The following is a 23,880-nucleotide window of genomic DNA, read 5'->3' as shown; positions in this document are numbered from 1 at the left end:
TCCTCTTCGGGAATCTCTCGACGGTCTCGGCCGAGAGCGCGGCGATACTGCTCGTCCTGTTCTCGGTCATCGTCGTCACCGTCGCACTCACTCGCAATCAGCTCCTCTATGTCACCTTCGACGAGACGGCCGCCGCCGTCTCCGGGCTCTCGGTGAACTGGTACAACCGGATCATGGTGATGCTGACGGCGCTTGTCGTCGTCGGCGCGATGCAGATCATGGGTGTCATCCTCGTCGCGGCGATGCTCGTCGTCCCGGTCGCCGGCGCCACCCAGGTCGCCCGGAGCTTCAACGAGTCGCTGCTCGTCTCGGTCGTCCTGGCGGAACTGGCAGTCCTGCTCGGCATCGGTGTTTCCTACTACGGCGAGGCCACCGCCGGTGGTGTCATCGTGCTCATCGCGGTCGCCATCTACGTCATCGCCGTCGCTGGGGGGAAGGTCCAGCAGCGGATCGGCGACGACTCGATGCCCGAACTCGGGAGTATCGACGCCGAAGAGTCAGATTCGACGGCGGATTGAAGCAGGCTCTCACTCCCGATAGACACCGTTGCCGATTTCGAGGTCGCCGTCGGTCACGTGCCACCCGGACTGGGGCCCGCTCATCTGGATCCGTGACCACTCGCGGTATTCGTTGCCGCGCCAGCCACCAGCGAACCACTCGTTGCGGCCGTTGACCTCCGCCGAGACGTAGACGTTCGTGTCGGGGTCGGTGTCGTACTCGGCGTAGACTCGGCCGTCGTACTCGTAGCAGTGGTTGGTTTCCGTGTCGCGGCCGAAACAGGACACCTCGGTCTGGTTATGGCGCGTCGGGAACAGCGGTTCGTCGCCGATGGGCGTCGCCGTGTCGATGGTCTCGTTGGCCCCGACCGAGACGGTGAACTCGAAGCTCCCGTCGTTCTGGACGCCCATCGACGGGTCGCCGGGGTCGTACTCGGATTCGTCGATGCGCTCGTAGTAGCCGCCGGTCTCGTTCTCCACGTTACGGTAGTACACTGTCTCGACCGGAATTCGGTCGGCGGATATCGCCAGCATCGTCCCCTCCTCCGTCTCGACGAGTTCGTACGTGAACTCGACCCTGGCAGGATCCCCGTCGTACCCTCTCACTGGCGGCGTATACCGATAGTACTGAACGTTCTCAACGAACTCCTCGCCGAGACGGGAGCTGTCGCCTTCGACTGGCACTGGCACGTAGAAGGTGGCGTCCTCAAGGGTCTCGTCGGCGGAGATGCTGACACGGTACTCGTACGTGCTGGACGAGCTCTCGTCGATCCGTTGTTCACCCAGCACCGACAGGCCGGCCAGGAGGAGGCCAAAGAGGAGTACGACAGCCAGGGCGCCCGCGCCGACGGTTCGCCAGCTTATCCGGTCGCCCGCCGGCCGCGTGAACATGTGGTGGGTCAGGACTGCCACAGCCGTCCCGGCGATGATGCCGGCGGGGAGCCCGACCAGGATGGAGAGCCAGATGACCGGTTCGAGCACGATGGTCAGGCTCAGGCCGACGACGACGAAGGTGACGAAGCCGGCGACGAGGCTCACGACCAGCGGCACCCACGAACGCGGCGGCGAGTCGCTCATCTCGGTGATCGAGTCGACCGCTGTCTCCTCCCGCGCTACACGCCTGTCCGCTTCGAGGATGCCGCCGAGGCCGCCGCCGATCGCAGCGACGAGAATCTGACCGACCGTCGCGACGAGCGACAGCACCGCACCGATCAATAGCCCGCCCAGCGGCACACCCAGCCCGTCGAAGGGCAACTCGCCAAAGCGGAGAAACAGTATCGTTCCGGTGATTATGGTCCCGATCGCCGCCATGACCGCCCCTGCGATGGCGCCGGCGATCGCGCCCCTCCTGGCCCCGTCACCCTCTAGATACCCGGCGACACCGCCACCGAGTAGCGGAGAGATCAGCAGGACGATGGGGACGAACCCGATCAGGGAACCGACGACGCCGCCGATCGCCCCGTTGCGTAGCGTTCGACGTTCGGGAATCTCCATACGGGACGTGACACAGCGCTAATATTTATCTCTAGGCCGAGATAGTGGTTCGGCGTCGCTCTGGAGGCGGTCGCCGACGGCTCTCCGAGAAGCGAGACGGGGCCTCGGGGACCTATCCCTGGTGGGTTCCCCTCGGTCGAACTATTCTTCGTCACCACCGCGGCGACGGAGGCTGATGACGACGATAGCGACGATAGCGACGATTGCGATGAGTTTCGTTCGGTTCATCGTGCTAGAGATATCTCACCAAATAGATATAAAGATTACCGTGCGCAGGGGCTGGGTCGTGATGCCCTCACCTCATCGCGATGTCGTAGCTGGCTCGATGGCGTCGATCACCCCACGCCAGTACGGTGCCGGGCCGCTCTCCAGGTCCCACTCCGCCGACGCACGGGTCGGGACGAGGCGGCCGTCGATATCCTCGTAGTCCGAGAACAGGCCCCGCCACGGTGCATACGAGCGGGTGTCCTGGCGATACCGGTCGGTCGTGACCCGTTCGATCAGCCCCCCGTCGTCGAAGTGGAAGACCACCGAAGCAGTCACGTCGCCCTGTGAAATGGTGGCTCGTGCCGAGGAGTCGTCGATCCCCTCCCAGAGAACGCCGTTCTCCGGTCGGAGCGCCCACGGATACCAGGCTGCTTCGGCCAGATATCTCGCCAGTTCTCCTTCGCCCGTGGCGAGGTCGGGGCCCGCACTCGCGACAGGGAACACGGACCACGCACGTGCGCGCAGGATTCCTTCACCGTCTGTGAACGCATCCACGACACGGATATCCACTCCGGGCAGGAGTTCGACCGTCGCGTCCCACACGAATCCCGGAGGGTTCGTCCCGACGTGTTGAGTCGCCTCGAACTCGTACCATCTCCCGTCGGACTCGCCGAGTCGAATCTCGCCGTGCTGGTCGATCCTGAGTGGCCCTGACGCGTCTTGATCCGCTGGGCGAACCTGTTCGAAGTAGCGCCTGACTGGGGCAGGCAGGTCCTCAATGGGCCTCTCTGTCTCGGTGTCGGTCGGACGGCCCCTACCGAGAGTGCGTCGCCGTTGCTCGATCTCCTGGTCGAATCGCCGACTGCGGAAGGCGGCACCGACGGCCAGACCGGCACCGACCGCGAACAGGGTCGACAGGCGCCGACGCTTCGTCACGCCAACTCACTCCCGGGAGCCGAACTGTCGACCAGCCGCACCAGCGCCGAGGGCGTGACGCGAGGGCAGGAGACGCTCGTTGGATCGTAATGTCCGTCCATGCAGCGATGTTCGATGCCACCGGATATCAACGTAACGACACGAATTGGACACACACCTCTATCGAAGTGTTCAGCCGAACGTTATATTATTGGAAGGCCAATGTTTTTACGATCAGATATGGCACGGTTCTACGTGATCTACGGCACCGGAGAAGGGCAGACTGCGAAGGTAGCGGACCGGCTCGCAGAGTCGATCCGTGACCGCGGACACGAGGTGACGGTCAGCGACGTCACCGCAGTCGATTCGATGGCGGACCTAAACGGCGCCGATGCAGTGTTGGTCGGCTCGTCGATCCACCTGGGCAAACATACCGACGAGATTCGGGAGTTCGTCGAGTCACATCTGTCCGAACTCGAAGCCGTCCCTTCGGCGTTCTTTCAGGTGTCTCTGTCGTCTGCGGTCGACGACGAAGAGCGACGGGCCGAGGCCGCCGCGTACGTCGACCGATTCACCGAGGATACCGGGTGGCACCCGGACCGCATCGGCCTGTTTGGCGGGGCCTTGCGCTACTCGAAGTACGGCTTCCTCAAGCGGTTGCTGATCAAACGCATCGCGAAGGACGCCACCGGGGACACGGACGCCTCCCGGGATTACGAGTACACCGACTGGAACGAGGTCGAACAGTTCGGCAACGATGTCGCGGCCTTCGTGGAAGGCAGGCTCGGTCTCGTCCCGCCGGACACGGCGGAATAGGCTCTCAGGCCGGCGAGCTATCACCGCTGGACTCGTCGAGTGTCGTCTGCCGTCCGCCGGCGGATTCGTCACGACCGCCGGAGCGGTAGGCCGCCCGGAGACCGAGCGCGAGCGCGCCCATCCCGAGCAGGAACGCCAGGAAGTCGAAGAGGCCGCCGACGAACGGTATCGCACCCAGGATGGCGAATCCGATCAGGCCGACGACGAGCGCGAGCCAGCGGTTCTCCCGGTCGGCCAGCCCGAGTACCCAGGCACCGACGGCGTACTGTCCGTAGACGACGCCGACCCAGACCGAGATGCCAAACGCGATGGCGCCCACGAGCGAGAGCGGGATGCCGATGATGGTGATCGCCAGGATGAGCAATACCAGCGGGACAGCGATCAGGACGAGCAAGCCGACGCCGCCCGTCCGGACAGGAGTCGACGCGACACGGTCCGCGACACCGCTTGAGAACTCCGGGAAGATCGCGAGCAGGAGGACTCCCAGCAAGAGGTTCGCGACGAGGCCGTAGACGAACCCGACCCACGACGGGATCGTGAGTCCCTCGAAGTTCGGACCGCCGGACTCGCCGATAGAGCGGTCACGGACGACCTCACCCTGGACTGTGGCGCCGGGGTCGCGGTTGAACGTCGCGGCGTCGTAGCGGAACTCGCCACCGACCCGTGCGTTCGGACCGAGGTCGATCGTCTCTGCGCCCGCTCGGACGTCGCCGTCGATCTGCCCGTCGATGCTGAGATAACTCGCGCCCGTCTGGAGCGTGCCACCGATCTGCCCGGTCTCACCCAGGATGACGGTACCGCCGCTGGCGTCGACGTTCCCATTGACTGTCCCGTCGATCCTGATCGTCCCGGCGGCGGCGTTGACGTCCCCGTCGACCTGGCCGGTCTCCGTGATCTGGATGGTCCCGGCGGCCCCGGAGACATCACCCGTGACGGTGCCGCGGACGATGATCGTCCCGGCGACACCCTCGATGCTGTCGTACGTCTGACCTTCCTCGACGACGATCGTTCCGGCGGCGCCCTGGAACTGCTGGGCGGCGGCGACACCGGTCCCAACTGGGACCAGGAGGAGCCCGACGACCACGACGAGAACGGTACGGCGTGTGAGAGCGGGGGAGACACTCATATCCCGCACTTCTCTTCGGGAATATATAAAGATTCGCTGACATTTCTATCCCGGACGACGGTGGGGGAACAAATCTATATGGCCGAACTTTCATCTGAGAACAGAGATTAAATACGTGTATTCGGGATTATGAAGCCGCAAATCGCAAATATAGATACAAAAATAGAATTTTCAAATTGTATTTTGTAGAATAGGTGCACTATCGCGCCACTCTGCTCGTGGATAGGGACTTTAGCTCGGGATCGAACGTAGGATTCCCGAATCCGTCTGTCTTCGTCGCCTTCAATCCGCACCGAACCGGCCGAACCAGGAACACTGGGTACACGTCGCCAGCCCGTTCTCGGTCGTCAACTCGCTCCTGCACCGTGGACATACCGAGCCGATCCGTGGGTTCGGTACAGGCTTACTCATCTTCTGTCGTGATGTCCGAGGAGAGGCCCTGGGCCAGTTGGATGTCTTTCGAGTTGTTCAGCGTCCAGGCGGTTCGCTCGGTGACGGCCTCGATGACCTCGCGGCCACTCGGGTAGCCGTTGCCGGACTTCTTGACGCCGCCGAACGGGAGGTGGACCTCGGCGCCGATACACGGGAGGTTCCCGTAGGCGAGGCCGACCTCGGCACGGTCCCGGTACCGATTGATCTGGCGATAGTCCTCGGAGATGATGGCGCCGGCGAGGCCGTAGTCGACGTCGTTGTGGATCTCGATGGCGCGGTCGACGTCGCCACTGTACGACAGCAGCGCGACGTGGGGGCCAAAGACCTCCTCGTTGAGACAGCGTGCGTCGCTGTCGTACGCCATCTCGTAGACGAACGGGCCGACCCAGTGGCCCTCAGCGTGGCCGTCGGGGATCTCGTCTGCGTCCAGTTCGGCGCGGTCGACGAGGACGTTCGCGCCCTCCTCACGGGCGATCTCGTTGTAGCGGTGGAACTTCTCGACCTGGTCCGCCTCGACGAGCGGACCCATGAACGTGTCCTCGTCGAGCGGATCGCCGACGGCGACCTGTCGGGCGGTCTCGACGTACCGCTCTTTGAACTCGTTGTAGACGTCCTCGTGGACGATGAGACGTTCACTGGAGACACAGCGCTGGCCCGTCGTCTTGAAACTCGACATCACGGCCGAGTGGACGGCCACGTCGAGATCGGCCTCCTCGGTGACGACGACGGCGTTCTTCCCGCCCATCTCGCAGGCCGCCATCTTGCCGGGCTGGGAGCCGACATTCGAGGCGATCTTGTGGCCGACCGCTGCGCTCCCGGTGAACAGCACGGTGTCGACCCTGTCGTCCTCGACGATGGCGTTACCCGCGTCGCCGTAACCCTGGACCATGTTGAACACGCCGTCAGGGATACCAGCGTCCTCGAACATCTCCGCGACGATGTGGGCACACCAGGGGGTCTGTTCGGCGGGCTTCCAGACGACGGTGTTGCCCTCGACCAGCGTGATCGCCAGGTGCCAGAACGGGATCGCGACCGGGAAGTTCCACGGGGTGATACAGCCGACGACGCCCTTTGGCTGGCGGCGCATGTACGCGTCCTTGCTCGCGATCTCCGAGGGGATGACGTCGCCGTGGGGATGGCGTGCGTTCCCGGCGGCCAGTTCGACCATGTGCCATGCCTCGGTGACGTCGGCCTTTCCTTCGCTGATCTCCTTCCCGCACTCCTTGGTCACCACGCGGCCCAGTTCCTCGTGGCGGTCCCGCAGTTCGTGGTAGATATCCCAGAGGTACTCGGCGCGGTCGATGTACGAGAGCGACTGCCACTGTTCTTTCGCGCCCTCGGCGGCGGCCAGTGCACGAGCTACGTCCTCGGGTGTCCCGCGGTGGAACCTCGCCAGTTCCTCGCCTGTTGCGGGGTTCTCGCTGGCGAAGGTCTCATCGCCCGACCCGGTGGTCCATTCACCGTCGATGTAGTGTCGCTGTGAGCTTCTAGCACTCATGTGAGAGAATCTATTCGCCACCCCCGAAAAACCGGGGCCGTCCATGGTCAGGGGGTTGGGAGGCGGTCTGGACCGTACTTTTATATGTGCGGCTAGAGACATACACGATAACGCTACCGAGCGAGTAGCGGGTATACGCATGAGTGAAGCACAGCACGAACAGAGCGGCGTCCAGATGACGCTGAGCGTCTGGCACCCGGACTGCTGGACGACCGAGGTCACAGACGAGACGTCGGCCGGGTTGCTCGCACACGGCGTCTACAACACACAGGACAGTTCGGTGAAGGGGCTCTTTACGGCCTACGCCGATAGTATCGACGCGGTCGAGGAGGTGGTGTCACTCGCCCGGGAGTCACCGCTGACGGACTCCGTGATGGAACTGGAGGGTCGGCACGGCTCGCGCGGGCGGGCCTGTCTCCCGGAGAACACCACGAGAGACCTGTTCGTCGAGTACGAACCCGACAACTCCATCACGGAGAGTTTCACCAAGCGGGGGTTCATCCACGACGAACCGGTCAGGGTCCGGCACGGCCGCGAGCATTGGCCGGTCTTCTTCCCCGGGTCCCGCAACGAGGCGGAGTCGCTGCTGGCGGAGATCCGCGAGCGCGAGGACGCCGAGATCGAGGTGAAACGGATCACGACAGCCGGTCACGGTTCCTCCCAGGAACTCCGCCGGATCGACCGACTCTCGGATAGCCAGCGGGAAGCGTTCGAACTCGCCCGCGAACACGACTACTACGACTGGCCACGTGGGATCTCGACGCGCGAACTGGCGTCGAAACTCGGCGTCTCCAAGACCACCCTCCTCGAACACCTCCGGAAGGCCGAAGCGAAACTGCTCGACCCCGAGACGCTCCGGTGACTAGCCGGCGAAGTCCGGCCGCTCAGGTCAGGACCGCACGCGCCGCGAACAGCAGGTTCTCCTTGCGTTCTCGCACGCGCCGATAGAAGTACGAGACCCACTTGTCGCCGTAGGGGATGTACTGATAGACCGGGTACCCCTTTGCGGCGAGGTCGCGCTGTGCGTCGTCGCGGACACCCATGAGCATCTGGACCTCGAACTCGGTCCCGTACTCGTCGTGGAGATCTCTCGCGAACTCGATCATCTCCGGATCGTGGCTGCCGACGGCGATTCCTCCCTCGAAGGTCTCGAACATCTGTTCGATGCAGTCCCGATATGCTTCGTCGACGCGGGACTTCTCCGTGTAGGCGATCGAGTCGGGTTCGGCGTAGGCGCCCTTGACGATCCGGACTTTGCCGGGGAGCGGCGCCAGTCGTTCGAGGTCGTCCGGCGTGCGCTTGAGGTTCGCCTGCGTGCAGACGCCGACACCGCCCTCGTGTTCTGTCACGAGCCGTTCGTAGGCGTCCAGGGTCACATCGGTGGTCTCGTGGTCCTCCATGTCGACCCAGACGAAGACCTCCTCCGCGGCCGCTGCGTCGACGATGCGTGTGAGGTTCTCTTCGAAGACGTGATCGCCGACATCGAGGCCGATCTGTGACGGCTTGACCGAGATACACGCGTCGAGATTACTCCGGCCGAGGTCCCGGACCAGTGAGACGTAGGCATCCGCGTCCTCGTCGGCTGGGTCGCGCTCGCCGTAGTGCTCGCCGAGGAGGTTGACGATGCCCTCGATCCCGTCCTTATTGAGGCCGGCCACGTGGTCCAGCGCCTCTGGCGCGGTCTCACCGGCGACGAAGTTGTCGGCTATCGGTGGAATCATTGGGAAGAATACGTCACCGATTGACCTAAGCGGTCCCCCTACCACAAAATACAAGAAACAATCCCTGGAACAAGCCCTAGCGGAAGTGTATGGGTGCTAAAGATCGAGGAGATTCTCTGGAACGATCCTACACTAGGGCCGTATGAACTGCCGTCTCCCGACCACTGGCACCCCTAGTTATTTTGTGGGTTCGATCGAACGGATAATATGGTCGTGTTAGCAGCAATTACTGCGGAGCGAGAGAACGAGCCGGTCGTGGAGACAGCCCACGACCTCGCAAGGGCCTACGATACACAGTTGCACGTCCTCCATACTGTCTCCGAAGAGGAGTTCAAATCCCGTAAGGACTCCATGGAGGGCTCCGGTGCTGTCGAGGGGTACAGCCTCTCGCAGTGCCAGGAGTCGGCGGCCACCGTCGCGAACAACGTCGTCCGTGACACGCTCGAATCCGTCGACGCGACGACGGTCAACACCATCGGCCGGGTCGGCGACCCCGTCGAGACGATCCACGAAGTCGCCGACGACCTGGATGCGAACTACGTCGTTATCGGCGGCCGACAGCGGTCGCCGGCCGGCAAGGCAATCTTCGGGAGTACGACCCAGTCCATCCTGCTGGAATCCGACAGGCCCGTCGTCACCGTGATGGACGAAGCCCAGGCTTAGTCCCAGGGCCACTCGCCGGAGGCCCGAAGCGGTTCTTCGAGACCGGCGTCGGAGACAGCGTCGCGGACGTCCGCCGACGGTTTGTGGTCGACCCCGGTCTCGTCTGCGGCCAGACGCACAGCCCCCTCGGTAACAACGACCGCGAGGTCCCGCAAGTCACGCGGATCTAGTTTGTCCAGCGTATCGGCGTGTGTGTGGCCCCAGCCCCGTCCCTCCGGGGAGACGGTACGGGCCTGTGCGCCGGGGACACCCTGCTGGACGAACGGCCAGTGGTCGCTGTGAGTACTGAGTGCAGTGCGTGTCTGGACCGGGACGCCGAGTGCGTCACCGGCCTCGTCGTAGACGTCACACAGTTCCTCGAACGTGTTCGCGAAGAGATCCAGCGTCCGGGAGTAGCCGGCGCCGTCGACGTTGACGACGCATTTCACGTCCGAGAGGTCGTTCGACTCGACCCAGTGGTACGCTCCCCGATAGCCGACCTCCTCGGCCCCGAAGGTGACCAGGCGGACGCGTGTATCGAGGTCGTCCGCGACGGTCGCCAGCAGTTCCCCGGCAGCGGTCAGCGTCGCACAGCCGAAGCCGTTGTCGTTGGACCCACTGCCGATGTCGTGGGCGTCGAGGTGTGCGGTGAGCAGGACTTCGGGTCCCTCGGCCGGGCCGACGACACCCTCGACGTTGTAGCTCGTGGCGTCACCCGTCTCGCACTCGACGGTCAGTGTCAGTTCGGTGTCGTCGTCCGTCCGGCTCAACCGATCGCCCAGTTCGCGGGAGACGCCGACCGCCGGAACCGGCCCGGGGCTCTGCTCCGTGCTGACGTCGCCGGTCGGCGGTAGACAGCCCTTCGTGGTCGTCCGGAAGACGAACCCGACCGCACCGGCGTCGGCGGCCGCGAGGTACTTCTCGACGCGGTGGACGCGGCGCGGGTAGTCCGGCGGCGTTTCGTCGGAGACCAGCACGACCGCGCCCTCCGTCTCCAGATCGGCCAGTTCCTCGACGGTGCCACAGCCCGCGTCGACGAGCGGGGCGGTCACCTCGCCGGGGGGCGAGCCCGGCAGGCCGATGACCTCGTGTTGCTGCGTGAACGTCGGTCCGTCGCTCAGTGCGACTGTACTGTCGCTACGGGTCCAGCCGTGCACCGGGAACTCGGGAACCTCGACGTCCCGGACACCTACGTCCCGGAAGGCGTCTGCGATGAGTTCTGCAGCACGTTCCTCGCCCGGTGACCCGGCCATGCGAGATTCGATATCCGAGAGGGATTCGAGCAGTTCCCAGCCCCGCTCGCTGGTGTAGGCGGTCCCGACCGTCTCGGTCGGCAGTCGCGGCTCGGTCACAGCGACCACCCGTCGCTGGCTGAGATCTCGTCTGTACTGCCGTGGCTCCCTGGACACAGGGCGCTACTGTCCATGCGGGGTGGTCCCAGCCCGGCGAGAAAAACCTGTCGAGTCCCGCTACCGGTCCAGCGAGAGTCGCTCGCTCACGTGGTCGTTGACCGGGCCCGTCGTGAGGATGCGGTCGGCGCTGCGGGCCTCCGGATTCTCCGCTCGATTGTCGACGACGCCGAGGGTGACGTAGTAGCCCAGCAGTTCCGGAAAGTCGGGGATGGTCCCGTCGAGTGTGAACCTGAGCTGGCTCTCGGCGGTGAGTCGCGACAGGGGAGCGCACTTCCGGCCGGCCAGTGGCCGCCACTCCGATGCCGTGTCCGGGCGCCATCGAGCCGTGACTTCACATTCCTCACTCGGCTGGCGGGTCGTCCAGCGCACGTAGGCCACGACGTCGTGGTCGCCGTCGCGGAACCGCTGTGGCAGGTCCGAGCCGGCGGCGACGCCGACCAGCAGGGGCGTCCAGGCGTCCATGTCGCGCTGCAGTGCGGCTTTGACGTGGTCGATAGCGGTGTCGTCGTCGCCGTTCCAGTGGCGGGCCAGTCCCGCCAGGACGTGTGCCGTGATAGCGATATCGTCGTCTTCGTGGTCGGTGGGCAGGCTGAACGCCGCCGCGGCGTCCGCGTACTCCTCGCCGGCACAGTGAGCGGCACCCTGTGCGACGGGATCGACCAACGGTTCGGGGAGTGTCACACTCTCGAAGGCGTCCCCGCCTCTGGTCCGCGAGAATGTATAGACGGCGGCATCGACCGGATCGACCGTTACTGGGCCGGTATGGTCCAGCGTCATCGCGGTCCCGGAAAGTTCACTGGTGGCGTCTTCGATGATCGCTGCCGCGTCCGCATCGCTCTCGACGGTCCGGTCGCGGGTGACCGTCCGATAGGCGTCCCGGACGATCTCGCGGGTGGCCTGGTCGGCGAAGACGCTCTCCTCGTCGTCGATATCGAGGTCGGCGACGGCTCGGCCCACGATGTTCCTGAGCGTCTCGTTGTGGTCGACGTCGGTCACTGTCTGGTCGGCCGTCGCCGGCTCGGGGGGTTCTCCGCCGGTCGGGCCGACACCGGCGGACTGGTCGCTCGTCGGGTCGGTCATCGGACGTTCGCCCCCGTGTCGGCGCCGGTATCTGTCTGTGGGGCCTGTCCGTCGGTTCTGCCCTCCTGGTCGGCTCCGAGCGTCGGGTTCTCGACCTCGATCTCCGGATCGTGGAGGTGACACGACACCTTCCCGTCGGCCGCCCCGTGTTCGTTCAGGTCGGGTTCGACCTTCGCACAGACCGTACTGAAGGAGTTCTCCAGCGTGTCGATGGCAGCCGCCTGGTCGCCCTCGACGAGCGACCCGAGCGCGTCGCGGACGGTCGCCTCCCCGTCGCTGGGCAGTGAGACCGATTCTGCGTCGGCGACGGTGCTCCGGGTGACGTGCTCCTCGTAGATAGCGTCGATGACCGCGCTCGTGGAACTGTCTTCGCCCTCGGCTTCGAGGTGGTCACGCGTGGCCGCCGGATCGATCTCGTCGTCCCGGATCCGGGTCGCCAGTCCCAGCGTCCGTCGCCAGGCTTCCTGGGAGCCGTCCCACTCCTCGGGCGGGATGACCTTCGGACAGCGCGGGTGGAACCGACAGCCCGACGGTGGGTCGATGGGCGTCGGCACGTCACCCTCCAGGCTGATGCGGTCCCGTTCGACGGTCGGGTCGGGGACCGGGATCGACGACAGGAGCGCCTGCGTGTATGGATGGCGTGGCTCCGCGAACAGCGTCGCGGTGTCGGCTACCTCGGCGATCTCGCCCAGGTACATCACGGCCACGCGGTCACAGACGCGGCGCACGACGGACATGTCGTGGCTGATGAACAGCATCGACAGCCCCATATCGGCTTTGAGCTCCGAGAGCAGGTTCAGGATCTGCGCCTGGACACTGACGTCCAGCGCCGAGACTGGCTCGTCGGCGACGATCAACTGTGGCTCGACCGCCAGCGCCCGTGCGATCGCGATGCGCTGTCGTTGCCCGCCGGAGAACTCGTGTGGATGTCGGTCGACGTGTTCGGCACCCAGGCCACAGCGTTCCAGCAGGTCCATCGCTCGCTGGCGCCGTTCGCGCTTGTTCGACCCGATATCGTGGACCCGCATCGGCTCCGTGAGCGTCTTCTCGACGGAGTAGCGCGGGTTCAGCGAGGCGAAGGGGTCCTGGAAGATCATCTGGACCTCGCTACGGAACTGTCGAAGTTCCTCCCGGGAGTAGCCCGTGACCTCCTCGTCGCGGTAGTAGACCTCGCCCTCGGTCGGTTCGAGCAGTCGGATCGCGGCGCGAGCCAGCGTGGACTTCCCACAGCCGGACTCCCCGACCAGGCCCAGCGTCTCGCCGTCGCGGACCGAGAGGTCCACACCGTCGACTGCACGGACGGTATTGACCGTCTGGTCCGGGCGCAGTCGTCGGATGAGCGAGTCGCTCTCGGAGAAGTACTTCTTCAGGCCGTGGATGTCGAGTATCGTCTCGGTCATTGTGGGTCCTCCCAGATACAGGCGCTGTAGTGGTCGTCGTCGACCTCGCGCAGACGCGGGTCGGTCTGCTGGCAGTCGTCGCTCGCGTACGGACACCGCGGGGCGAAGTTACACCCAGACGGCGGGTTCGCCAGGTCCGGCACCTCGCCGGGAATCGGTTCGAGGTCCTGGTTGTCCGCACTCGGGTCCGGCACGCAGTCGATCAGCCCCTTGGTGTAGGGGTGTCGCGGATCCGCGAAGATGTCCTCGACGTCGCCGTACTCGACGACGCGACCCGCGTACATCACGGCCACGCGGTCACAGACCTCCGCGACGACGCCGAGGTCGTGGGTGACGATCACGACGCTCATCCCGGTCTGTCGGTTGAGCTCCTGGATGAGATCGAGGATCTGGGCCTCGATGGTGACGTCCAGCGCAGTCGTGGGCTCGTCGGCGATGAGCAGGTCCGGCGTACAGGCCAGTGCCATGGCGATCATGGCCCGCTGGCGCATCCCGCCGGAGAACTCGTGTGGGTGGTCGTCGACCCGCTCTTCCGCGCTCGGGATGCCGACACGCTGCATCAACTCGACGGCGCGCTCGCGGGCTGCCTTCTTCTTCATGTCCTCGTGGACACGGAGCGGTTCGCCGACCTGCCAGCCGATGTCGTAGACCGGGTTCAGCGCCTTCATCGGCTCCTGGAAGATCATCGAGACCTCGTTGCCCCGGAGCTGTCGTTTCTCCTCGGCGCTCTTGGCCAAGAGGTTCTCGCCCTTGAAATTGACCTTCCCGTCGGCGATGTAGCCGGGGTCGGGCACCAGATCCATCAGCGAGAGGCTGGTGACGGACTTCCCACAGCCCGACTCGCCGACGATACCCAGGATCTCGCCCTCCTGGATCTCGAAGGAGACGCCGTCGACGGCACGGACCGTCCCGTCCGCAGTGTTGAACTGCGTTTTCAGGTTCTCGACCGACAGCAGCGTGTCCGGACGGTCGATGAGTTCGTGCTCCTCGGTGTCGGCGGGCGAGGTTCGTCGCCCGTGTTCTGGTTCTTGCTGACTCATTTGCCGGGTCCTCCTTCGGTCGCCGAACGTGGGTCGAACTCGTCGCGCAGGCTGTCACCGAGCAGGTTCAGCGACAGCACGGTCACCATGATGGCCAGGCCGGGGAACACCGACCACCACCAGGAGTCGGGGAGGTACCCCTGCCCGCTGGAGATCATCACACCCCAGGTTGGCGTCGGTGGCTGGACACCCAGTCCGAGGTACGACAGCGCGGCCTCGAAGAGGATGGCGGTCGCGACCATGAACGTCGACTGGACGAGCACGGGCGCCATCGCGTTCGGCAGGACGTGCTTGAACAGGATCTCCCACCGTGGCAGCCCCGTGTTCTTCGCGGCCTCGACGAACTCCTCTTCCTTCGCTGTCAGTACCTGCCCGCGGGTGACGCGGGCGATCTGTGGCGAGTAGACAAGCCCGATGACGAAGATGACGTTGATGATGTTCTGTGAGAACCAGCCCCCGACGACCGGGATCGCCGTCAACACCCCTCCGATACCGGGCAGTATCGTCAACACAGTCTCCGACCCGAGCGCGCCGACGAGGGTGATCGCCAGCACGAGTGCCGGGAACGAGATCAGGATGTCGAGGATGCGCATGATCGTCTCGTCGACCCAGCCGCCAACGAAGCCAGCGATGGCCCCGGAGGTGACACCCAGCAGCACCGCCAGGCCGACGGCCAGGATGCCGACCGCCAGCGAGGCGCGGGCACCGTACACCAGCCGCGTGTAGATATCCCGGCCGTAGAGGTCGGTCCCCATCGGGTTGGCAGCCGTCGGAGCGTGCAGTTTCAGTGCCGGGTCGACGGTCACTGCGAGCTGTTCTGTCGGCGTGTACGGCGTAACCAGCGGCGCCGCGATCGCCATCGTCGAGATGATCGTGATGATCCAGAAGGAGATCCGGGCGCTGAGGTCCAGCCGTCCGTACACGTCGGCCATCCACGCCAGGCGTGCCGACAGCTGTTCACCGAAGGAGCGTTCGTCGTAGGTTTGTGTTTCTGAAGCCATTATTCGTAACTGATCCGTGGGTCGAGGTAGGCGTACAGCAGGTCCACCGTCAGGTTCGCGAGCACGAACACCGAGGCGATGAACAGGACGATACCCTGGACCGTGACGAGGTCCTGCTGGAGGATCGATTGGTACAGCAGGCGACCGACGCCCGGCCACTGGAACACTTGCTCGATGACGACAGCACCGTTGAGGAGGAACCCGACCTGCATCCCCATCACCGTCACGACGGGGATCAGAGCGTTCCGGAGCCCGTGGACCATCACGACGGTCCGCTCTCTGACGCCTTTCGCCCGTGCGGTCCGGATGTACTCCTCTTCGAGCACCTCGACCATCGAGGAGCGCGTCATCCGCATCACGAGCGCGGCGAAACCGATGCCCAGCACCCCCGCCGGCGGGACGATGTGTTGCAGATAGGTGACGAGACCGTCACTCGGCGTGGCGTATCCACCGGAGGCGATCAGCGGATAGCCGAACCAGTTCTGCCAGAACAGGGCGAACACCAGGATGAGCATCACGGCGAGCCAGAAGCCCGGCATGCTGATGCCGCCGAAGGAGGCGATCCGAGTCGCCTGGTCGATCCACGAGTCCTTCCAGACGGCACTGACGACGCCCATCGGGATCGCGACGAGTAGCCCGATGACGAACGCGAACGCCGACAGCTGTGCGGTCGCCCACACCGAGTTCGCCAGCAGCGTCGCGACCTCCGCGTCACGGGAGTAGGAGTATCCCAGATCTCCGTGGAGAACGTCCCACAGCCAGTGGCCGTACTGCATGGGCAACGGCTCGTTGAGGTGCATCTCCCGTTCGAGTTTGTTGACGATGTTCTGCTGTGCGGCTGCCTCCGGTGGCAACATCGCAGCTACGGGGTCTGCCGGACTCAGCCTGATGAACATGAACACCGCCAGCGACACCCCCAGCAACACCGGCACGAGCAACAGAATCCGTTTGATCGCGTAGTTCGTGGTACTCACGGGTGATACACCTCCTGTCGAGCGACGCCCGCGAACGGTGTGGACCGGGGGCTCCCGGCGCGCCCGCCACGCGCGACGCCATGATTATTATGTATGTTCTGGACCGTCATGATATCACAACCCTGGCTCGAAAATATAAAGGTTTCGTGTAATGCGCGATTGGCGACCTGGCCTTACTCGTCGAGGAAGACCTTCTCGACGTGTGGGGTCCGGGTCGGGTAGGCGATGTAGTTCCCGACTGCACTGCGGTGGGCCTGGTTGGTGTGGGGCCAGACCTGCATGATCAGCGGGTAGTCCTCGGTGACCTGGGCCTGCACCTTGCTGTAGAGTTCTTTGCGCTTCTGGCGGTCGGGAGTCCGGCGCGCTTCCTCGGTCCACTTGTCGACGTCCTCGTTTCCGTAGAACGAGGAGTTGAAGAACGCTTTCGAGTGGAAGCCCAGGTAGGCGTAGCCGTCGGCGCTGAACCCGTAGCCGATGCTCTCGATGAGTGCCTCGACCTCCGGCGGCGGCCCGATCTCCTGTTTGGACTCGGGCTGGTCGGCGTCCTCCCACTCGCTCGGGTACCACGGCCCCCAGACCGACCCCTTCTCCTTGGGGTTGATCGACATATCGACGCCGATCTTCTTGTAGCTCTGCTGGAGGATCTGTGCGATGTCGACGAACTTCGGCTGGTTCGTCACGTCGACCGTCAGTGAGAACCCGTCGCTCTCGCCGGCCTCCTCGAGCAGCGACTTGGCCTTCTCGGTGTCGAAGGGGTACTTGTTCGTGGCTTCGTCGTCGTACGCCCAGTGCCACGGCGGGAAGACCGACCACGCGGGATCCGCGCGGCCGTTGAACTTGACACTCTTGATGGCCTGGCGGTTCGAGGCGTGGCCGAGCGCGTGCCGGACCTTCTTTTTGCCCAGCGGCTCGACGTTACGCCAGTTGATGTACATGTTGACGCGTTCGACAGCCGGCATCGAGATGACCTTGACGTTGCCCGCGGACTCGACGTCCTCGACCTTGTTGGCCGGGACGGTGGGGTTGATGTCGGCCTCGCCGGTCTTGAGTTTCGTGTTCCGGACGGTCCCGTCGGTCACGACGGTGTAGGTGACGCTGTCGACGTATGGGAGCTGCCCGGCGTCGGTCTCCTTGAAGTAGCCGTCGTGGGCCTCGAACTCGTATGGGCCGGCGGCCTGGGCGTTCTTGTACTTGAACGGCCCGGTGGCGATGACGCCGCCCTTGAACGAGCCGAAGTCCTCACCCATCTCTTCGAGCGCGTCCAGGGAGATGATCGCCGTCCGGTAGCTCGTCAGCTTCGAGGGGAAGGTGACGTCACGCTGGACCAGATCGAACTCGACGGTGTAGTCGTCGACCGCCGTGATCCGCGAGGCAGGATCGAGCGTGTTGCCGTCCGGCCCCTCGCCGAAGAGGATCCCCTCGAACTCGCCCCGGTTGACCGCACCGTACTCCTTGTCCTGGATGATCTTCAGGAAGTTCTGGCGGACGTTCTCCGCGGTCACCTCGCCGTAGTCACCGTGGAACTGGATGCCCTCGTGCAGTTCGATCGTGTAGACGGTCCCGTCGTCGCTGACCGACCAGTCCGCCGCGAGGTCGCCGGTGATCGAGCCGTCGCGATTGAACGCGAGCAGACTGTTCGAGTACGCCTCGGCCAGTGCGCTGTCTGTCGTCTGGTCACCCAGATGGGGGTTCAGGGTCTTCGCCTGTGATCCGACCGTGACGGTGAGATCCCCGCCCTTGCTGATCGCGTTCGGGTCCGCGGTCGTCTGCTGTTCGGTTGGCGCTTCGGTCTGCGTACTCCCGGAGGCCCCATCACTTCCACCACTGCCTCCCGAGGAGTCTGTCGACGTATTGTTGTCACCCGTACACCCGGCGAGGACCGACGCACCGCCCGCCACCCCGACGGAGGCGAGGAACTTGCGTCGTTCCACGTGTGAGTCATTCTCTTGGCTCATGGCCTATGAACAACCATACCACAATAGTATAAATAGATTTCCCTCGTCGGTCGTCGAGACCGACTCTCGTCACTCCCTCCCTCGAACGAATGTTGTATTTGTATTTCGAATATTCGAAAAAACTCACTCTTGAGGACGTTCCGACTATCAGTGGACGTTCGTCATCGTCTCAGGACGTCGACCGGCGTCGGCAGTCGTCCTCGGGCGCGTCGTGGCGGGCGTCGACTGTACGGCTCCCGCGACACGCGTCGATCGAGTGAATTCCGGGATAGCTCCCCTTTGGGGCCCGGAAATCATCCCGCCACTGTACGTCTCGCAATCCGTTCCGCCGCCACTGGGAGGCGAATCCCCCTCTCAGTCACGACCAGCAGTGTCAGTAGCCGTCCTCGACTGACTCGATATCGAGTTCGATACTACCGACGAAGTACCGGCCCTGGCCGTCAGCGTAGCCGTCGCCCCAGTGGCCCGTCGAATCGGACATCTGGTAGTAGGTGATCCGGACACCCTGGCTTCCGCGGGCGGTGTAGTCGGTCCCGTCACCCCACTCGGTGGCGCTGACCGTCTCGGCGGAGTTGTCGATGAGTTCCTCGGTCATCAGCTTCTCCGTGTTGGTGTTCTCTATCCACTGCCCGCCGTTGCTGTTCCTGCTGTAGTAGGGGTTCGCGACTGTGTCGTAGGTCTTGTTGGTGGTGTCGGGATAGAGGGTCACCGAACTCCCGCCGTAGTCGATCTCGTCGTACCGGGAGAGGTAGTGGACCTCGACGTACTTGATGTTCAGCGCGTCGTCGTCCGTCGCGGACTGGGTCGCCTCCGCGTTCCGGACGTCGAAGACTGTGACACCGTTCTTCCCGATGACTCGCGCCCGCGTGGTCCCGCCTTCGAAGACCAGAACGGTGTTCTCACCGATGCCGAACCCGAGGTCCTGTCTCGTCAGGTCGCGACTGCTATCCTCGTGCCACATCGTCCGGACCAGTCGGGCGGTCCGGGCGCGCTGCTGGAAGTGGGTACCGGTCATCACGTTGTCCGGCAGGAGGCCGAGGCCCTGCGTTGCCCAGGCACGGAAGTCGCCGCTGTCGCCGTAGGTGTCCGTCGTCGAGATGCCGTCTCGCATCGCGCCGTAGCTGTCACCCGATCCCACCATGTCCGCACCAGCGACCGCCGCACCGGCCGAGGAACCGCCGACGACGCCGCCCTGGCAGTTGACCGTCTGCCGGACCGCCGCCATCGCATCAGTGTCCTGGCGGTTGTTGGCACCGTCCATCAGCACCTGGACGTGCCGGCTCTGTGCCCCGCCGTTCATCCAGACGATGTCGGCGTCTTCGATGCGCTGGGCGACCGACGCGTTGTTCCCGTTGTCGGCCCAGGTCGACTCGTCGACGGTACTCGTCGCCGGGTCGTCTTTTACCGCCAGTTCGATCTCGTGGATCGAGCTGTTTGGCACCCCTGCGGCGTTGAAATCGGCTCGCCAGCCGAGATAGCTCTGGTGGGGGGTCCCGCTCGCGGCGGGGATGATCGCTACCTCGATGTTGTCCGCGCCCCCTGCGGCCGATACCATCTGGTCGTACGGTTCCGTGTTGCCGCTGTCGTACTTCGCGAGTGAACCGCCCGCGAAGTAGAGATCACCCTCTGTACACGTGGTCTCCGATGTCTCCGCTGCCGATGCCGGTGTCCCGATGGCGATGGCTGCGACGAGCAGTATCGCGATCATTCCCAGGGACCTGCACGCACGCTGAACTCTGTGTGAACGTAGCATATGTACTGTGTGCCCGAGTTCCGCGGTAGCGGTCACCGTGACACGAATTATCGTGGGAACGATAGACACGTAAAGATAGACCAAGCCGACGCATTTGCGGGTAGGGGGAACAGTTATATTCCACCCCCAACGCATCGGGCGCTCGTGTCGCCACTCGGCGGGGATGCGACGTTGCGACTGTCTGCGGAAACGTCAGTGACTGCAGGAACAGACCGGCAGGAGCGTTCAGTTCGGCGACGCGGCTCGGGGGGCCACGTCGGCGACGGCGTCGCGGAGGAGGTCGAGGGCGATGTCCAGTTCGCGGGTGGTCACGTCCATCGGCGGAAGCAGTCGGAGCGTCTTCTCGCCACAGCCAAGGGTGAGGAGGCCACGCTGCATGGCCGCGTCCATCACGTCCTCGCGGCGGTCCGCGGTGTCCAGCTCGATGGCGGTCATCAGGCCCAGGCCACGCGCGTCGACGACGACCTCGGGGTAGGCGGACTGGAGCGCCTGGAGTTCCGCGAGCAGGTACTCGCCCTGTCTCGTCGCCGTCTCCAGCAGGTCGTGTTCCTGGATGGCAGCCAGCGAGAGCGTCCCCTGGATCGACGCCAGGATGTCGCCGGCGCCCCACGTCGAGGAGAGGCGACTGGTCTCGTCCGGGAAGATGTCCGAACTGGAGATGGTCGCGCCCACGCGCAACGCCTTCGCGCTCGTGATGACGTCCGGATCCAGATCGTAGTGGTCACAGGCCCACATCTCGCCGGTCCGGCCGACGCCGGACTGGATCTCGTCGGCGATGATCGGGATATCGTACTCGGCACAGAGGTCGCCGACCGACGCCATGAACTCCGGCGTGGGGACCCGGTAGCCCCCCTCACCCTGGACCGGTTCGAGGATGAGGAACGCGACCTGGTCGGCGGGGATGTGCCCGGTGTCGGGGTCCAGTTTCTCCCTGAGGTGGTCGACGCCCTCTTCGGAGTAGGGGACGTCGTGGATGCCGCTGAGTTCGGGGAACTTCCTGCGGTGGACCGACTTCGAACGGTTCAGCGAGAGGGTTCCGAGGGTGCGGCCGTGGAACGCCCCCTCGAAGGTCAGCCCGTACTTGGGGACATCACAGTGGTCGTAACAGATCTTCATGGCGTTCTCGACGGCCTCGGCCCCGGAGTTCGAGAGGAAGACCGTGTCCATGCCGTACTGCTCGCTGATCTCGGTGAGCGTGTCCATCAGGTGTGCCGGCCCCGGGAGCTCCGTCTCGTCGGGTGTCCCGCCGGTGCTGACGTAGAAGTCCTGGCCGGCGATCTTCAGCGGGTCGACCATGTCGAACTCCCGGAGCTTCTCCATCAGTTTGGGGTTGTTGTACCCCAGGGGTGAGGCCGCGACGTGGCTCGTGAAGTCCAGCAGGACGTTTCCGTCCGGATCCGTACAGAACGGCCCGATGGCGTCTTCGGTGATGTCCCAGACGAACTCGTAGACGTAGGTGCTCGGTGCGGCGGTGTCCTGGTGGAAATCCACCCACTCCTGTGCTCGTGGGCCGGGGAGCTGGTGCACACTTGGCTCTGCGGTCTCTCGATCCATGCATCACTCCATGGGGTGGGCCATAATAAAATATGTGCCTTCCACGGCGGTTGTACCATCCCAGCCCCAGTGTGAACGAACGACGTCGGGGCGTTACAGAATCCGCTTGCCGAGCGCACTGGCGGTCAGTTCGACAGCCAGTTCGGCGGTCGCGTTGTCGTGGTCGAGGATGGGGTTGACCTCGACGACGTCCATGCTCCGCAGGAGGTTCTCCGTGCGGTCGCGTTCGGCGACCTGTTCGAGCGCCGAATGAGCTTCCCGATAGGTGACACCACCCCTGACGGGCGTTCCCACGCCGGGAGCCTCCGTCGGCTCCAGCCAGTCCAGGTCCAGGCTGACGTGACAGTGCTCGACACCGTCACTGGCGACGTCGAGTGCTTCCTCGGTGACCGCAGAGATGCCGTGTTCGTCGATATCCGACATCGTGAAGACGGTGACGTCACTGTCACGGAGCGCGCGCTGTTCGCCCTCGTCGAGGCTGCGGGCACCGACGACGACGGTGTTCTCCTCGCGGACGTTGGGCGACTGTGCCCAGTCGGAATCGTCGAACCAGCCGTGGCCGTGGATCGCGGCCAGGGGCATCCCGTGGACGTTCCCGCTCGGCGAGGTGGCGGGTGTGTTGTAGTCTCCGTGAGCGTCGAACCAGAGGACGCCGATCTCCTCGTCGGCTGCCGAGCCACGCATCGCACCGATGGCCACCGAGTGGTCCCCACCCAGGACGAGCGGGAACTTCCCCGCGTCGAGGACCGACGCGACCCGGGTCGAGACCGTGCGGGTCATCTCTCCGATGCCGTTGATGTACTTCGCGTCACTGTCGGCACAGTCCGAATCGGCGTGGGTCGCAAGTCGTGGAACGTCGACGTTGCCCAGGTCCGTACAGTCCAGGCCGACGGACTCTAAGGTCTCGACGAGGCCGGCGTATCTGACCGCCGATGCGCCCATGTCGACACCGCGTCTATCGGCACCGAGATCTGCTGGCACGCCGAGGATGTTCACCGTCCGGTCGAGGTGGCCCCCGCGTCGCTCCTGTTCGGCCAGGCCGGTGTTCGCCCGTGTCATGGCCACAGCCCACGTGCGTTCTGTGCGCGGGCGATCCGTGAGAGGGCCACGATGTAGGCCCCGGTTCGCCACGAGACGTCGTTTGCCTCGACCTCTTCTCGGACCGTCTCCCAGGCGGTCACCATCTCCTCGTCAAGTTCCTGCCGAACCTTCTCCAGGGGCCAGCTCCGGCGGTTGATGTGCTGGAGCCACTCGAAGTACGAGACGGTCACGCCGCCAGCGTTGGCCAGGATGTCCGGCAGCACCGGAATGTCGCGCTCCTCGAAGATGTCGTCGGCCGTGCTCGTGGTCGGGCTGTTGGCGCCTTCGACGATCATGTCTGCCTGGACGTCGTCGGCGTTGGCCTCCGTGTAGACGTTCCCGATGGCTGCCGGGATGACGACATCGACGTCGAGAGTGAGGAGCTCCTCGTTCGTGATGTGTTCGACGTCGTCCAGCGCGCGCACGCCTTCGTCGGTCTCGGCACGGGTGGGCACGGCATCCGTATCGAGGCCGTCCGGGTCGTAGATACCGCCGCCGATGTCGCTGACGGCGACCACCGTGGCACCCCAGTCGTCGAGGAGTTTCGCGGCGTTGGAGCCGACCGCGCCGTATCCCTGCACGGCGACCGTCGGTTCGCGGACGTCGTAGTAGTCCAGCGCCTCGCGCGTGACGATGGCGACGCTCCGGCCCGGCGCTTCCTCGCGACCCTCGCTCCCGCCGATGACCGTGGGCTTCCCCGTGACGACACCCGGAATCGTCTCACCCTCCTGCATCGAGTACGCGTCCATGAACCACGCCATCGTCTGTGCGTCGGTCCCCATATCGGGCGCGGGGATGTCCTTCGTCGGCCCGATGAAGTCACGGATCTCCTTGCCGAACCGGCGCGTGATACGCTCTTTCTCGTCGGCGGAGAGTTCGCTCGGGTCCACGACGACACCGCCTTTCGCCCCCCCGAACGGGAGGTCCATGACGGCGCACTTCCAGGTCATCAGCATCGCCAGAGAGGTACATTCGTCGGCGTTGACTTCCGGGTGGTAGCGGAGCCCGCCCTTGTACGGGCCCCGGATATCGAAGTGCTGTGCACGATAGCCTGTGAGCACCTCGACGTCTCCCTCGTCGGTTCGATAGGGGACCGCTACCTGCAGCACTTTGGTCGGGTGGCGGAGCTGTTCGAGCATCCCCGGGTCGATATCGACGTGTTCAGCGGCGGCGTCGAGCTGCGCGAGTGTGGTCGCTACTGCGGACTCCGCGTCCGACGCGTCCGTGTCCTGTTCCTCGGCTGAAACTGTCTCGCTCTGTGGTGTCATCGTCTCTCCATGGTG

20 protein-coding genes are annotated in these 23,880 nt (G+C 64.7%); 4 read left to right on the top strand and 16 right to left on the bottom strand.

Features of this window, described 5'->3' with window-relative positions:
• A partial coding sequence (locus Hhyl2_RS19295; RefSeq protein WP_483552423.1) for a metal ABC transporter permease occupies window positions 1-518 on the top strand: 518 nt, incomplete at its 5' end.
• A 9-nt stretch (window positions 519-527) separates the two neighbouring features.
• Here Hhyl2_RS19295 and Hhyl2_RS19290 read toward each other — a convergent pair.
• The gene (locus Hhyl2_RS19290; RefSeq protein ID WP_483552422.1) at window positions 528-1,991 is read right to left on the bottom strand and encodes a DUF8147 domain-containing protein; all 1,464 of its coding nucleotides are present in this window, start codon (window positions 1,989-1,991) and stop codon (window positions 528-530) included.
• Between the two features lie 300 nt (window positions 1,992-2,291).
• Window positions 2,292-3,134: a DUF6920 family protein gene (locus Hhyl2_RS19285; protein WP_483552421.1), complete on the bottom strand. Its 843-nt coding sequence runs from the start codon at window positions 3,132-3,134 to the stop codon at window positions 2,292-2,294.
• 219 nt (window positions 3,135-3,353) lie between these two features.
• Between Hhyl2_RS19285 and Hhyl2_RS19280 the strand changes: the two genes are divergently transcribed.
• Window positions 3,354-3,929 (top strand): flavodoxin domain-containing protein, encoded by a 576-nt coding sequence (locus Hhyl2_RS19280; protein ID WP_483552420.1) that lies wholly within the window; start codon window positions 3,354-3,356, stop codon window positions 3,927-3,929.
• A 4-nt stretch (window positions 3,930-3,933) separates the two neighbouring features.
• On the opposite strand, the gene Hhyl2_RS19275 is transcribed toward Hhyl2_RS19280, so the two are convergent.
• Window positions 3,934-5,055 carry a bactofilin family protein gene (locus Hhyl2_RS19275; RefSeq protein WP_483552419.1) on the bottom strand — a complete coding sequence of 374 codons (1,122 nt, stop codon included), beginning with the start codon at window positions 5,053-5,055 and terminating at the stop codon, window positions 3,934-3,936.
• Window positions 5,056-5,458: 403 nt separating this feature from the next.
• Complete coding sequence (locus tag Hhyl2_RS19270) at window positions 5,459-6,985, bottom strand: aldehyde dehydrogenase family protein (RefSeq protein WP_483552418.1); 1,527 nt, start codon at window positions 6,983-6,985, stop codon at window positions 5,459-5,461.
• Between the two features lie 139 nt (window positions 6,986-7,124).
• On the opposite strand from Hhyl2_RS19270, the gene Hhyl2_RS19265 reads away from it, so the two are divergent.
• Window positions 7,125-7,847 (top strand): helix-turn-helix domain-containing protein, encoded by a 723-nt coding sequence (locus Hhyl2_RS19265; RefSeq protein ID WP_483552417.1) that lies wholly within the window; start codon window positions 7,125-7,127, stop codon window positions 7,845-7,847.
• A 22-nt stretch (window positions 7,848-7,869) separates the two neighbouring features.
• Here the strand turns inward: Hhyl2_RS19265 and Hhyl2_RS19260 are convergent, their stop codons facing one another.
• Window positions 7,870-8,706, bottom strand: a complete 837-nt coding sequence (locus tag Hhyl2_RS19260; protein ID WP_483552416.1) for a proline dehydrogenase family protein — start codon at window positions 8,704-8,706, stop codon at window positions 7,870-7,872.
• 207 nt (window positions 8,707-8,913) lie between these two features.
• On the opposite strand from Hhyl2_RS19260, the gene Hhyl2_RS19255 reads away from it, so the two are divergent.
• On the top strand, window positions 8,914-9,369 hold the full coding sequence (locus tag Hhyl2_RS19255; RefSeq protein WP_483552415.1) for a universal stress protein: 456 nt from the start codon (window positions 8,914-8,916) through the stop codon (window positions 9,367-9,369).
• Here Hhyl2_RS19255 and Hhyl2_RS19250 read toward each other — a convergent pair.
• The 11 genes from Hhyl2_RS19250 to gdhB all read right to left on the bottom strand — a co-directional run bounded on the left by Hhyl2_RS19250 (window position 9,366) and on the right by gdhB (window position 23,865).
• Window positions 9,366-10,700, bottom strand: coding sequence for a M28 family peptidase (locus Hhyl2_RS19250; RefSeq protein ID WP_483552414.1), 1,335 nt, complete (start codon window positions 10,698-10,700; stop codon window positions 9,366-9,368). The genes Hhyl2_RS19255 and Hhyl2_RS19250 overlap by 4 nt on opposite strands.
• A gap of 117 nt (window positions 10,701-10,817) precedes the next feature.
• A complete protein-coding gene (locus Hhyl2_RS19245) occupies window positions 10,818-11,840 on the bottom strand; it encodes a hypothetical protein (RefSeq protein ID WP_483552413.1) in 1,023 nt (340 codons plus the stop codon).
• Complete coding sequence (locus tag Hhyl2_RS19240) at window positions 11,837-13,240, bottom strand: ABC transporter ATP-binding protein (protein WP_483552412.1); 1,404 nt, start codon at window positions 13,238-13,240, stop codon at window positions 11,837-11,839. Before Hhyl2_RS19240 ends, Hhyl2_RS19245 begins: the two co-directional genes overlap by 4 nt.
• Window positions 13,237-14,280, bottom strand: a complete 1,044-nt coding sequence (locus tag Hhyl2_RS19235; RefSeq protein ID WP_483552411.1) for an ABC transporter ATP-binding protein — start codon at window positions 14,278-14,280, stop codon at window positions 13,237-13,239. The genes Hhyl2_RS19240 and Hhyl2_RS19235 overlap by 4 nt, the downstream gene beginning before the upstream one ends.
• A complete protein-coding gene (locus Hhyl2_RS19230; protein ID WP_483552410.1) occupies window positions 14,277-15,281 on the bottom strand; it encodes an ABC transporter permease in 1,005 nt (334 codons plus the stop codon). Before Hhyl2_RS19230 ends, Hhyl2_RS19235 begins: the two co-directional genes overlap by 4 nt.
• A complete protein-coding gene (locus tag Hhyl2_RS19225; protein WP_483552409.1) occupies window positions 15,281-16,255 on the bottom strand; it encodes an ABC transporter permease in 975 nt (324 codons plus the stop codon). Before Hhyl2_RS19225 ends, Hhyl2_RS19230 begins: the two co-directional genes overlap by 1 nt.
• Before the next feature lie 173 nt (window positions 16,256-16,428).
• Window positions 16,429-18,210, bottom strand: a complete 1,782-nt coding sequence (locus Hhyl2_RS19220) for an ABC transporter substrate-binding protein (RefSeq protein WP_483552408.1) — start codon at window positions 18,208-18,210, stop codon at window positions 16,429-16,431.
• A gap of 373 nt (window positions 18,211-18,583) precedes the next feature.
• A complete protein-coding gene (locus Hhyl2_RS19215) occupies window positions 18,584-19,918 on the bottom strand; it encodes a hypothetical protein (RefSeq protein WP_483552407.1) in 1,335 nt (444 codons plus the stop codon).
• A gap of 270 nt (window positions 19,919-20,188) precedes the next feature.
• The gene (locus Hhyl2_RS19210) at window positions 20,189-21,517 is read right to left on the bottom strand and encodes a class-III pyridoxal-phosphate-dependent aminotransferase (RefSeq protein ID WP_483552406.1); all 1,329 of its coding nucleotides are present in this window, start codon (window positions 21,515-21,517) and stop codon (window positions 20,189-20,191) included.
• A 93-nt stretch (window positions 21,518-21,610) separates the two neighbouring features.
• Window positions 21,611-22,576 (bottom strand): arginase, encoded by a 966-nt coding sequence (rocF, locus tag Hhyl2_RS19205; RefSeq protein WP_483552405.1) that lies wholly within the window; start codon window positions 22,574-22,576, stop codon window positions 21,611-21,613.
• Window positions 22,573-23,865, bottom strand: a complete 1,293-nt coding sequence (gene gdhB, locus Hhyl2_RS19200) for a glutamate dehydrogenase GdhB (RefSeq protein WP_483552404.1) — start codon at window positions 23,863-23,865, stop codon at window positions 22,573-22,575. The genes rocF and gdhB overlap by 4 nt, the downstream gene beginning before the upstream one ends.
• Window positions 23,866-23,880 lie beyond the last annotated feature (15 nt).

The organism is Haloarcula sp. H-hyl2 (assembly GCF_056934385.1).
The sequence above is the reverse complement of the archived record's forward strand: the minus strand, read 5'-3'. Positions and strand labels throughout refer to the sequence as shown.